This window comes from Oricola indica (assembly GCF_965227485.1).
GTDB classification, from domain to species: domain Bacteria; phylum Pseudomonadota; class Alphaproteobacteria; order Rhizobiales; family Rhizobiaceae; genus Oricola; species Oricola indica.
The window spans coordinates 592980-604886 of record NZ_OZ245747.1 but is presented as its reverse complement, the minus strand read 5'-3'; the positions used below and the strand labels follow the sequence as shown (position 1 = coordinate 604886).

Annotated in this window: 12 protein-coding genes; 7 read left to right on the top strand and 5 right to left on the bottom strand. The window is 62.5% G+C overall.

What is annotated here, in order from left to right; translation table 11 throughout:
- Window positions 1-38: 38 nt before the first annotated feature.
- Together ACQK2M_RS03180 and ACQK2M_RS03175 are read right to left on the bottom strand one after the other, a co-directional pair.
- On the bottom strand, window positions 39-1157 hold the full coding sequence (locus ACQK2M_RS03180; protein WP_425416597.1) for a patatin-like phospholipase family protein: 1119 nt from the start codon (window positions 1155-1157) through the stop codon (window positions 39-41).
- 2 nt (window positions 1158-1159) lie between these two features.
- Window positions 1160-1936, bottom strand: a complete 777-nt coding sequence (locus tag ACQK2M_RS03175) for a 3-hydroxybutyrate dehydrogenase (protein WP_425416596.1) — start codon at window positions 1934-1936, stop codon at window positions 1160-1162.
- 180 nt (window positions 1937-2116) lie between these two features.
- Between ACQK2M_RS03175 and ACQK2M_RS03170 the strand changes: the two genes are divergently transcribed.
- From ACQK2M_RS03170 to ACQK2M_RS03160, 3 genes are all read left to right on the top strand, one after another.
- Window positions 2117-2470, top strand: a complete 354-nt coding sequence (locus ACQK2M_RS03170; protein ID WP_425416595.1) for an arsenate reductase family protein — start codon at window positions 2117-2119, stop codon at window positions 2468-2470.
- 70 nt (window positions 2471-2540) lie between these two features.
- On the top strand, window positions 2541-3794 hold the full coding sequence (gene ispG / locus ACQK2M_RS03165) for a flavodoxin-dependent (E)-4-hydroxy-3-methylbut-2-enyl-diphosphate synthase (protein WP_425416594.1): 1254 nt from the start codon (window positions 2541-2543) through the stop codon (window positions 3792-3794).
- Window positions 3794-4741 carry a lytic transglycosylase domain-containing protein gene (locus tag ACQK2M_RS03160; protein ID WP_425416593.1) on the top strand — a complete coding sequence of 316 codons (948 nt, stop codon included), beginning with the start codon at window positions 3794-3796 and terminating at the stop codon, window positions 4739-4741. Before ispG ends, ACQK2M_RS03160 begins: the two co-directional genes overlap by 1 nt.
- 49 nt (window positions 4742-4790) lie before the next feature.
- On the opposite strand, the gene ACQK2M_RS03155 is transcribed toward ACQK2M_RS03160, so the two are convergent.
- A complete protein-coding gene (locus ACQK2M_RS03155) occupies window positions 4791-5699 on the bottom strand; it encodes a polyprenyl synthetase family protein (protein ID WP_425416592.1) in 909 nt (302 codons plus the stop codon).
- A 247-nt stretch (window positions 5700-5946) separates the two neighbouring features.
- Between ACQK2M_RS03155 and mtgA the strand changes: the two genes are divergently transcribed.
- Together mtgA and rpmF are read left to right on the top strand one after the other, a co-directional pair.
- Entirely contained in the window at window positions 5947-6609 is a 663-nt protein-coding gene (mtgA, locus tag ACQK2M_RS03150; RefSeq protein ID WP_425416591.1) for a monofunctional biosynthetic peptidoglycan transglycosylase, read from the top strand.
- Window positions 6610-6752: 143 nt separating this feature from the next.
- The gene (gene rpmF, locus ACQK2M_RS03145; RefSeq protein ID WP_223477607.1) at window positions 6753-6935 is read left to right on the top strand and encodes a 50S ribosomal protein L32; all 183 of its coding nucleotides are present in this window, start codon (window positions 6753-6755) and stop codon (window positions 6933-6935) included.
- Window positions 6936-7005: 70 nt separating this feature from the next.
- Here the strand turns inward: rpmF and ACQK2M_RS03140 are convergent, their stop codons facing one another.
- Both ACQK2M_RS03140 and ACQK2M_RS03135 read right to left on the bottom strand, forming a co-directional pair.
- Window positions 7006-7818, bottom strand: coding sequence for a lytic murein transglycosylase (locus tag ACQK2M_RS03140; protein WP_425416590.1), 813 nt, complete (start codon window positions 7816-7818; stop codon window positions 7006-7008).
- A gap of 102 nt (window positions 7819-7920) precedes the next feature.
- The gene (locus ACQK2M_RS03135; protein ID WP_425416589.1) at window positions 7921-8580 is read right to left on the bottom strand and encodes a YggS family pyridoxal phosphate-dependent enzyme; all 660 of its coding nucleotides are present in this window, start codon (window positions 8578-8580) and stop codon (window positions 7921-7923) included.
- A 133-nt stretch (window positions 8581-8713) separates the two neighbouring features.
- Here ACQK2M_RS03135 and leuS point away from each other — a divergent pair, with 133 nt between their 5' ends.
- Window positions 8714-11335 carry a leucine--tRNA ligase gene (gene leuS / locus ACQK2M_RS03130; RefSeq protein WP_425416588.1) on the top strand — a complete coding sequence of 874 codons (2622 nt, stop codon included), beginning with the start codon at window positions 8714-8716 and terminating at the stop codon, window positions 11333-11335.
- Between the two features lie 39 nt (window positions 11336-11374).
- Window positions 11375-11905 carry an LPS assembly lipoprotein LptE gene (gene lptE / locus ACQK2M_RS03125; RefSeq protein WP_425416587.1) on the top strand — a complete coding sequence of 177 codons (531 nt, stop codon included), beginning with the start codon at window positions 11375-11377 and terminating at the stop codon, window positions 11903-11905.
- Window positions 11906-11907: the final 2 nt, after the last annotated feature.

Here is an 11907-nt window from a genome sequence, read left to right as displayed (position 1 = left end):
AGGCAGCGCATTTTGGTTCGATTGCGACCTGAAATGCACTAGCCGCGTTTCGTGCGCAGCCTGTTCATCGCTTCGCGCATGCGGTGACCCGTGGTCTTCTTCGACGCCTCCGGCAGGATATGCGGGCTGATCTCCTCCGAGAGGTCCAGCGTCGCGCGTTCTCCGACGGCATCGAAGCTCTGCTCGAGAAAATCGGCCGCCGCCGCACGACCCATCTCCTTGAGATAGAGCAGGAAATTCCACTCCGCATTGATCTTGGACGAAGCGGAAAGCTCCTCGACCACCGCGTCGGCGGCAATCCGGTGCATGCGGATGTCACGGTAATTCATGCCCTCCAGCCGACCGGCATCGATCAGCCGCCGAACGAATTCGATAGCCCTGAATTCGCGCAACAGACCCGCATTGAACGTGATCTCGTTCATGCGGTCCTGGATTTCCAGCGCCGTGCGCGGTGTCTTGCGCGTCTCGATCGGATTGATCTGGACAAGCAGGCAGTCATCTGTGCCGGAGTCATAGAAAAACGGAAACAGCGCCGGATTGCCGCCGAAGCCGCCGTCCCAATAGGGCACCCCGTCGATTTCCACGGCCTGGAAGATCGTCGGAATGCAGGCCGACGCCATCACCACATCCGGCGTGATCTCGTTATGGTCGAAGACCCGGACCTTTCCGGTCCACACATTGGTCGCGGAAACGAAGGTCTTGATGGCGGTGCATCTGCGCACGCGATCGAAATCCACCCGCCTTTCGACGACGTCGCGCAGCGGATTGAGATCGAGCGGGTTGAGATCGTAAGGCGAAAACACCCGCGAATAGAGGTCGAAGATGCGGTAGCTCGGCGAATTTTCCATGCTCCAATTGCCCCAGAGCATGTCGATCGGCGTACGTTGCACCGGCGAGAACCGGCCTTTCAGACTCACCGCGTACCAGAAATCGTGCAGCGCCTCGCGCGCACCGTCGCGCCCGTCCCGCTCATAACCGTCCACCAGCGCGACGGCATTCATCGCGCCGGCGCTAGTGCCGGAAATCCCGTCGAATGCGAGCCGCCCGTCTTCCAGCAGCGCATCGAGCACGCCCCAGGTGAACGCGCCATGCGAGCCGCCGCCCTGCAGCGCGAGATTGACGAGTTTCGGTTTCTCAGCCTTGCCGTTCTTAGCCATGGCTAGAGCGCGGTCCAGCCGCCATCGACGGAGATCGTTGTCCCGGTGATCTGCTCGGCATTCGGCGAACAGAGGAAGACCACCGTGCCGCCGATCTGTTCGACCGTGGCGAATTGTTTGGAGGGCTGGCGTTCCAGCAGCACTTCGCGCACCACCGTATCGCGGTCCATGCCGTATTTCTCCATCGTGTCGGGAATTTGCGCCTCGACCAGCGGTGTCAGCACGTAGCCGGGACAGATCGCATTGCAGGTGATCGGGTCTTCGGCCGTCTCCAGCGCCACCACCTTTGTCATGCCGACAACGCCGTGCTTGGCCGTAACATAGGCCGATTTGTAGGGCGAGGCCGTGAGGCCATGCGCCGAGGCGATGTTGACGATCCGGCCCCAGCCGGCCTCGCGCATCATCGGCAAGGCGGCGGCCATCGTGTGGAAGGACGAGTTCATGTTGATCGCGATGATCCGGTCCCAGGTCTCGACGGGAAAATCCTCGATCGCCGCGACATGCTGAATGCCGGCATTGTTGACCACGATATCCACGCAGCCGAACTCCGCCGCCGCCTTCGTGATCAAGGCGCGGCACTCATCGGCCTTCGACATGTCCGCCTTGATATAGACCGTCTTGTTGCCGTGCTTCTCGGCGATCTCGCGGGCCAGCGCATGATCCACGTCGCGATCGCTGTAGGAGTTGATGACGACATTATGCCCTTCGGCGGCGAGCGCGTGGGCGACGCCCAGCCCGATGCCTGAATTCGATCCCGTGATGACAGCCGTCTTCGTCATGATTCGTCTCCGCGAGGTTTCTGCTGCGGTGCAACATAGTGCGCCGCAATCGCGATGTCAGGCTTAGATTGCCTTGACCTTGCCAAATCGATCGAATCTTTTCGCGGATGACGGCGGGACCGGGGCACGTTTCGAAATCCTGTCACGCATTGCCGATTATCAGGGGAATTGATGAATCCGATGACCGTTCATATCTATGGCTATCCGGGCTGCACGACCGTGAAGAAAGCGCGCGAATGGGCCGAGGCCGAGGGACTGGATCCGCACTATGCGCATTTTTCGAAACTGCCGGACCTGAAAGCCAGCCTCGCCGAATGGATCGAAAAGGCCGGCATCGATTCCGTCTTCAACGACCGCGCACAGACGCTGAAGAAGATGCCGGAATCCGAACAGCAGGCGATCACGGCGAGCGACGACGCGAAGATCGCGGCCATGGCCGCCGATCCGCGCCTGATCAAGCGGCCGGTCGGCACAAATGGAAAGACGGTGCTCACCGGGTTCAAACAACCGGAGTGGGAAGCCGCCTTCCGGTGACATGCGGGCGCGATTGCGCCCGATCCGGCGACACGATATGGAAGCCGCCAATGGCAGGCACAGGTAACCGATGAGCCAGTACCAGAGCGAACCCCTTCTCCGCCACCGCACCGTCGGCGTCGATGTCGGCGGCGTGATCGTCGGCGGCGACGCGCCGGTCGTCGTCCAGTCCATGACCAACACAGACACGGCCGATATCGACGCGACAGTGGCGCAGGTCGCGGCATTGCATCGCACCGGCTCGGAGATCGTGCGCATCACTGTGGATCGAGACGAGAGCGCCGCGGCCGTGCCGAAAATCCGCGAACGGCTTGAGCGGCTTGGCGTCTTCGTGCCGCTGGTCGGCGATTTCCACTATATCGGCCACAAGCTTCTCGCCGATCACCCGGCCTGCGCCGAAGCGCTTGCCAAGTACCGGATCAATCCCGGCAATGTGGGTTTCCGCGAAAAACGCGACCGCCAGTTCACCGACATCGTCGAGATGGCCATCCGCCACGACAAGCCGGTACGCATTGGCGTCAATTGGGGCTCGCTCGACCAGGAACTGCTCACGCGCCTTATGGACGAGAACCACGCGAACGGTGCGCCGCTGACCGCCCGCGAGGTGACCCGCGAAGCCATCGTCCAGTCGGCCCTGCTTTCGGCCGATCTCGCCGAGGATGTCGGCCTCCCGCGCTCGAAGATCATCCTGTCGGCCAAGGTCAGCCAGGTGCAGGACCTTATCGCCGTCTATATCGAAATGGCTCGCCGCAGCGACCATGCGCTGCATCTCGGGCTCACCGAGGCCGGCATGGGCACGAAGGGCGTCGTGGCGTCCTCCGCGGCCATGGGCATCCTGCTGCAACAGGGAATCGGCGACACGATCCGCATCTCGCTGACGCCGGAGCCCGGAGGCGACCGCACGCGCGAGGTCCAGGTCGCGCAGGAACTGCTCCAGACCATGGGCTTCCGCCAGTTTCTGCCGGTCGTTGCCGCATGTCCCGGCTGCGGTCGGACGACCTCCACCGTCTTTCAGGAGCTCGCCCAGACCATCGAGGGCGATTTGCGCGACAACATGCCGGTCTGGCGCGACAAATATCCCGGCGTCGAGAATCTGAAGGTCGCGGTGATGGGCTGCATCGTCAACGGACCCGGCGAATCCAAACACGCCGATATTGGCATTTCCCTGCCTGGCACCGGCGAAACACCGGCCGCACCGGTCTTCATCGACGGCAAGAAAGCGGCGACCCTGCGCGGCCCCGACATAGCGCGCGATTTCCAAGCGATGGTCAGCGAATATATCGAACAGCGATTCGGTGACGGCACGCAAAGGAAAGCCGGCTAATGAGAAGGCGGCGAGGGGCAGTTTCCGCTGCAATTCGCGCCCTTTGCGTTATCGCGGCGCTGCTCCTGTCCGCCCATCCGGGATTTGCCGAAGATGACGGCGTTCGCGTCGTCCTGCCGTTGCAACTCGACGGTGCGTCTCCGGAAGCCGATTTCGAGCGCGTCGATCCCGAAGAGGGCAAGAAAACCTACGATATCGGCGCCTTGTGCGACATGATCGCGGCATCGGCGGACGAGCATGGATTGCCGCGCCCGTTTTTCGCCCGCCTCATCTGGAAGGAAAGCCGGTTCGACATCAATGCCGTCTCGCCGGTCGGTGCGCAGGGCATCGCGCAATTCATGCCGGCGACCGCCCTGCGGCGCAAACTGCGCAATCCCTTCGATCCGGAACAGGCACTTCCGGCGTCGGCGGCCTACCTCGCCGATCTGCGCCGGGATTTCGGCAATCTCGGCCTTGCAGCCGCAGCCTACAATTCCGGCGAGGAGCGCGTTTCGCGCTGGCTGGTGCGTGGCGGACGCCTGCCATACGAGACCGAGGACTATGTCCTGACCATTCTCGGCAAGTCCGCGGAGAATTTTCGCAACATGACCGAAGACGAAATCCAGCAGCCGCTCGACGCCGAAAAGCCGTTCGAGGAGGCATGCCGCGCACTGCCGGTGAGACCCGCCACGGCCACCCTCTATGCGTCGACCGATATTCCGCCCTGGGGGGTACAGATTGCCGGCAATTTCGATCTCGCGATTGCGGTGAAGAAATGGGAGCGCATCCGCGATCGCCACGCGCGGATCATAGGCGACGTCGAACCCGCGATTTTCGCCAAGCGCGGTGCGATCGGTCTCAAGGCGATGCATGTGGTCCAGATCGGAGCGTCCGACCGGCGCGAGGCGAGCGATCTGTGCAACCGGCTTCGAATCGCCGGCGCTTCATGCGTCGTTGTCCGGAATTGACCCGTTCCGTTTCCGAATCGATCCCTGAATTTTCGGGATCTCTTCCCGGCTACGATTGACGATCGGCGACGAACCACGCCGCCTCGGCAAGTACCGTTCCCTTCGTCCCAAACGGAGCAAGAAGCGCTTCCGCCGAACTGACCAGCCGGTCCAGTTCGCCCCGCGCCCAGTCTTCCCCGCGCAGGCTGACCAGCGTCGCCTTGCCCGCGTCGGCATCCTTTCCCGTCGCCTTGCCCATGGCCGTCGGCGTCTGCGTCACGTCGAGCAGGTCGTCGGCCAGTTGGAAAGCGAGACCGATGATCTCCCCGAAGGACCGCATGCGGGCGACATCCTCATCGCCTGCGCCGGCGACCAGCGCCCCGGCCTCGCAGGCAAACCGGATCAGCGCGCCCGTCTTCATCGCCTGCAGCGTGACGATACCGTCGGCGTCCGGTTTCTGCTCCGCCGCCGCCAGATCGAGCGCCTGTCCCCCGGCCATGCCGCCGAACCCCGCGGCACGCGCCAGCCGGTTGGCCAGTTCGGCCCGGATATCGCCAGGCAATCCATTGTCCCGGCTGCTCACCAGATCGAAGGCGAAGGTCAGCAGGCTGTCACCGGCGAGAATCGCCGCCGCCTCATCATAGGCGCGGTGAACCGTAGGCTGGCCACGGCGCATGTCATCATCATCCATGGCCGGCAGATCGTCATGGATCAGGGAATAGCAGTGCACGCATTCCAGCGCGGCGGCGGCCGGTAACGCCTGACCCTCCGCTGCGCCGAACAGCCGTGCTGTCTCGAGGACGAGGAACGGCCGGAAGCGCTTCCCTCCATTCAGAACACCGTGACGAATCGCCGCCATGAGGCGTTCCGGACGCATCGTCTCGCCCGGCAACGCAACGGAACCGAGCACCTGCTCCAGATAGGTTTCGATTTCGGCGGCGCGAGCGGTGAGCGCTCGTGTGAAGGACGTGTCGGACATGGCTTTCCGATGGCCGCTCCGCGCGTTCCGGTCAAGTCCGCAACACGATCCATGTTGCGGGGTCCCGTCGAATTGCCTAGGAATCTGCGACGCCGCGCCCGGCAGATACGCAACGCCCAGGACCATCGACGATTTGGCCCCGAAACGGAAAACCGCCGCCGCGGCCGGCAGGAAAAGCGGAAACGCATCCTCCGGGAAGAAAAAATCCCGCTGGTCCGCTGCGGCGTGGCGCAATCGCGGTGCCCGCGTGCTGCGCTACGGGCTGATCGGCCTTGCGGTTCTGCTGATCGCGCCGGTCGTGGTTGCTGCCCTTTATCGCATCGAGGCGGTTCGTCCGATATCGACCCTGATGCTGCGCGACACCGTGCTGCTCAGGCATTGGGAGCGCGACTGGGTCGAGTTCGACGCAATCGCCCCGGTCCTGGTCCAATCCGTCATGATGTCCGAGGACGGTCAGTTCTGTGCCCATAACGGCGTCGACTGGGGCGCCCTGAACGCGGTTATCATCGATGCGCTGGACGGCTCTCCGACGCGTGGAGCATCCACTATCACCATGCAGACCGCCAAGAACCTGTTCCTGTGGTCCAGCCGCTCCTTTCTGCGAAAGGGCCTCGAGGTGCCGCTGGCGGTATGGATCGATCTCGTCCTGCCGAAAAAGCGGATCATGGAGATTTACCTGAACATCGCCGAGTGGGGTGACGGCATCTACGGCATCGAGGCGGCAAGCTGGACCTATTTCGGTCGCCCGGCATCCGAATTGACCGCGCGACAGGCGGCGCTGCTGGCTGTGACCCTGCCGAACCCCTATAAGCGCGATCCGCTATCCCCCGGACCGCGGCTCAGCCGGTTGGCGAATGTCATACTTGGACGCGCGGCCTCATCCGGCGCTTATGTCCGCTGCCTCTACTGAGAGCGGCACAAAATTTGCCGGCGAGTCTGGTCAAGACGCATTTGAGCGTGTATAGGCCCGCAATCTTTTTCAAGCACATGTCGGGCGAATGTCGACCGGAGCGGTCAGCACACCGGCTCGCCTGATGTAACTGGAGACGTAAAATGGCTGTTCCGAAGCGAAAAGTGACCCGCTCGAAGCGCGGCATGCGCCGTTCGACTGACGCACTGAAAAACCCGTCCTATGTCGAGGACAAGAATTCCGGCGAACTGCGCCGTCCGCACCATATCGACCTGAAGACCGGCATGTATCGCGGTCGCCAGGTTCTCGAGCCGAAGGAAGGCTGAGGCCTTTCTCGCCTTCGAATGCGCATCAGGCCCGCATCCACGAGGATGCGGGCCTTTTTCTGTTTGAGTTTTACTTGTCGATTTCAGCGGCCATGATGGCGATGGCCTTCTGGTAGACCCCGGCGGCATTCCAACCCTGGATCGCCCGGAAATTCGCCTGTCCCGGCTGATATCCGGCACCGCGCCGCCATCCATGCGCACGCAGGAAATTCGCCGTCGAGGCGAGCGCGTCCCACTGCGATCCCGCCAGATCGACCCGTCCATTGCCATCGCCATCGACGCCATAGCGAAGAACGCTGCCCGGCAGGAACTGCGTGTGCCCGACCTCGCCATGCATCGCGCCGCGGGTTTTTGAAGACAGGACACCGCGGTCGACCAGCTTAAGCGCGGCATAAAGATGGTCGGTGAAGAACGCCGAGCGGCGGCAATCATAGGCGAGCGTCGCGATGGCCGAGACGACATTGGCGTTGCCCATGAAACGGCCAAATCCGGTTTCCATGCCATGGATAGCAATGAGCGGCCCGGCCGGAACGCCGTATTTGCGCTCGATCGCCGAGAAGAAGCTGGCGTTGGACGCCTTGCGCCGCCTGCCCTGCGAGATGATCGTGTTGGAACCACGCACCTGCATGAACTTCTGCAGCGAATAGCGGAAACTCTTCTGATTGCGGTCGGCGTGGATGGTCTTTGTCGCGTAGCGGGTGCCGGCAAGCGCTTGCAGCCCCCTGTTTCGGATGCCGTTTGCCTTGGCTTCCGCCGCGAACTGGGCCTTCCAGCGCTCAAAGCCGCCGGCATTGTTGCCGCACTGGGCCGCGTGCCCGACACCGGTCAGCATCGCCGTCGCGACGACCACACCCAATGCCAGTCTCGCCAATCTCGATTTCATGCCATGTTCTCCAGATGAAGCGTAAATTCGGTCACCCCGCGCGGAACATGCCCTATTCAACGTGAAAAGTCAGCGCTGATTTCGTACCAAAATCACGTCCATTTAGCGCCCGCCAAAGATCGCGGTGCCCACCCGCACGCTGGTCGCGCCGAACCCAATAGCCGTTTCGAAATCGCCTGACATGCCCATCGACAACTTCTCGACACCGTTCTCGCCGGCGAGCTTTCGCAGCAGCGCGAAATGCGGCCCCGGGTTTTCATCGAAGGGTGGAATGCACATCAGCCCCTCGACCGTCAGCCCGAGTTCATCGCGGCAGAGTGCGATAAATGCCGCGCAATCATCCGGCGCGATCCCGGCTTTCTGCGGTTCCATGCCCGTATTGACCTCGACATAGAGCCGCACCGGTTTGCCCTGTTTTTCAATTTCCTTCGCGATGGCGCGCGCGATTTTCTCGCGGTCGACCGTCTGGATCACGTCGAAAAGGGCAACCGCCTCCTTCGTCTTGTTGGATTGCAGCGGTCCGATCAGATGCAACTCGACGTCGGCATAGTCGGCTTTCAGATCCGGCCATTTGCCCTGCGCTTCCTGGACGCGATTTTCCCCGAACACCCTCTGGCCCGCGTCCAGCACCGGCCGGATCGCGTCGGCGTCAAAGGTCTTGGAAACGGCGATCAGCTCGACATCCTGGCTTTGGCGGCCCGCCTCCCGCGCTGCCGCATCGACGCGGCTTTGCACGTCCTTCAAACCATCCACTGCCGACATGCATGCCTCCGGCTTCGTTCCGGCCGATCCGGCCAGTTGTTGACGGCTTGCCCTTTTACCGGCAAGAGACCGTTGATTTGTTTCGCGGCGCAAACCTGCACGCCGCCACGAAGAATTCAAGAGTTTCAACTCCATGACGACCGAACGATACAATCCGCGCGAAGCCGAACCGAAATGGCAAAAGGCCTGGGCGGACGCGAAGCTTTTCGAGACCGACAACGACGACCCGCGGCCGAAATACTACGTGCTGGAAATGTTCCCCTACCCGTCGGGCCGCATCCATATCGGCCACACGCGCAACTACACGATGGGGGACGTCGTCGCGCGGCACCGCCGCGCGCTCGGCTACAACGTGCTGCATCCCATGGGCTGGGACGCCTTCGGCATGCCGGCTGAAAACGCCGCGATGCAGAACAAGGTCCATCCCGGCGAATGGACCTATGCGAATATCGAGACGATGCGCGAGCAGCTCAAGTTGATGGGCCTGTCGATCGACTGGTCGCGCGAATTCGCCACCTGCGATGTCGATTACTATCACCGCCAGCAGATGCTGTTCGTCGATTTCCTCGACAAGGGCCTCGTCTACCGCAAACAATCCAAGGTGAACTGGGACCCGGTGGACATGACCGTGCTCGCCAACGAACAGGTGATCGATGGCTGCGGCTGGCGCTCCGGCGCTCCGGTCGAGCAGCGCGAACTGACGCAATGGTTCTTCAAGATCACAGATTTTTCCCAGGATCTGCTCGATTCGCTCGACACGCTCGACGAGTGGCCGGAGAAAGTGCGCGTCATGCAGCGCAACTGGATCGGCCGGTCCGAGGGTCTGCAGATCCGCTGGGAGCTGACCGGGGACACGGCCCCGCAAGGCGAGACCGAGCTCGAGGCCTATACGACTCGCCCGGACACCATCTTCGGCGCTTCGTTCATGGCGATCGCGGCCGATCATCCGCTGGCGAAAAAGGCCGCGGAAAACAATCCGGACCTTGCGGCCTTCTGCGAGGAATGCCGGCGTGCCGGCACCTCGGTCGCAGAGCTCGAAACAGCCGAGAAGAAGGGCTTCGACACCGGTATCCGGGTTGTCCATCCCTTCGATGCCGGCTGGACGCTACCGGTCTATGTCGCCAATTTCGTGCTGATGGATTACGGCACCGGCGCGATTTTCGGCTGTCCGTCCGGCGATCAGCGCGACCTCGATTTCGCCAACAAATACGGCCTGCCGGTCATCCCGGTTGTCATGCCGAAGGATGCTGATGCGGCGACCTTCCAGGTCACCGAGGAGGCTTATGTCGATGATGGCGTCATGATCAATTCGCGCTTTCTCGACGGCATGAGCCCGGAAGCCGCCTTCGAAGAAGTGGCGAAACGGCTCGAGGAAACGGCGATCGGAAACGCACCGCAGGCCGAGCGCAAGGTGCGTTTCCGCCTGCGCGACTGGGGTATTTCGCGGCAGCGATACTGGGGATGCCCGATCCCGGTCATTCACTGCGAGGATTGCGGCGTGGTGCCGGTACCGAAAGCCGATCTGCCGGTTAAATTGCCCGACGACATCGACTTCGAGAAGCCCGGCAATCCGCTTGATCGCCACCCGACCTGGCGCGATGTGAACTGCCCCGCCTGCGGAAAAGCCGCGAAACGCGAAACCGATACGATGGATACGTTCGTCGATTCGTCCTGGTATTTCGCGCGCTTTACCGCACCGAAAGCCGACAACCCGACCGATTCGGTCGCGGCCAATGACTGGTTGCCGGTCGACCAGTATATCGGCGGCATCGAACACGCGATCCTGCATCTGCTCTATTCGCGCTTCTTCACCCGCGCGATGCGCGAAACCGGCCATCTCGACCTCGCCGAACCATTCAAGGGCCTGTTTACCCAGGGCATGGTGGTGCACGAGACCTACCGCACTGGAACCAGCGCGAAGGGGCAATGGCATGCGCCATCCGAGATTCGCCTGGAAGACAATGGCGGAAAGCGCCGCGCCATCGTGATCGAAACCGGCGAAGAAGCTGCGATCGGTTCTTTGGAAAAGATGTCGAAATCGAAGAAGAACACGATCGGGCCGGAAGAAATCACCCAGAGTTACGGCGCCGACACGGCGCGCTGGTTCATGCTTTCCGATTCGCCACCCGATCGCGACGTGGAGTGGAGCGATCGCGGCGCCGAGGGCGCGCACCGTTTCGTCCAGCGGATCTGGCGTGTCGTATCGGGCGCGGCGCCTGCAATCGCCGCCGGAAATCCCGACGAGGCCGGCGCGGAAGCGCTCGGCATGCGCAAGGCCGCCCACAAGGCGCTGAAGGCGATCGGCGAAGACCTGTCACGGCTCGGCTTCAACCGGGCCATCGCCCGTGTGCACGAACTGGTCAATGAGATCGCGCCGGCGGCGGAAAAAGCCGGAAAAGGATCTCCCGCCGACAAGGCAGCCGCCCATGAGGCGCTTTCGATCCTGGTACAGGTCATCGCACCGGTCATGCCGCATCTCGCGGAGGAATGCTGGCGCGTTCTCGGCCACGAGACCATGGTCGCCGAAACCGCTTGGCCTGAATTCGACCCGGACCTCGTCCGCGAGGATACGATCACGCTCCCCGTCCAGATCAACGGAAAGCGGCGCGGCGAAATCTCCGTGGGCAAGGACGCCGACAAGGAGTCGATCGAAAAGTTGGCGCTGGAGGCGGATTTCGTCATTCATCACCTCGGCGGGGCCGCGCCGAAAAAAATCATTGTGGTTCCCAACCGCATCGTCAACATTGTCGCCTGATGCAGACGGGAGCCCGATTGCAATGAAAAGGCTTGTTCGATGATAAGAATTGGCGCGAAGATCGCCGCCCTCGCCATCACGGGCTTCCTGGCCACGGCCTGCACGGTTCAGCCGCTCTATGCGCCATCGGGTCCGGCATCTGCCGCGCAAAATGCAGCGCTTGCCTCCATATATGTTAAGCCGGCTGACGATCGGGTCGGTCAGCAGGTGCGGAACGCGCTTATCTTCCTCCTGAATGGCGGGTCGGGCCAGCCGGCCAATCCGGCATACGAACTCGACCTCAAGGTTTCGAGATCGAATCGCGGTACGCTCGTCATCCAGACGCCAAACGATGGCGAACCGACCGCGAGCACCGTCACCGTGACCACGAATTACACCCTGACCGACACGGTCGACGAGACGAAGATCTCCGCACGTCGCGCCAGTGCGTCCGCATCCTATGATGTTTCGGGCCAGGAGTTCGCCAATGCGCGCGCCGAGCGGGATGCCGAGAACCGTGCCGCCCGTGACGTCGCCGAACGAATTCGTGCATTGCTCGCCGCCGATCTGGCGCGCGCAGGCAGGCAGTAGGC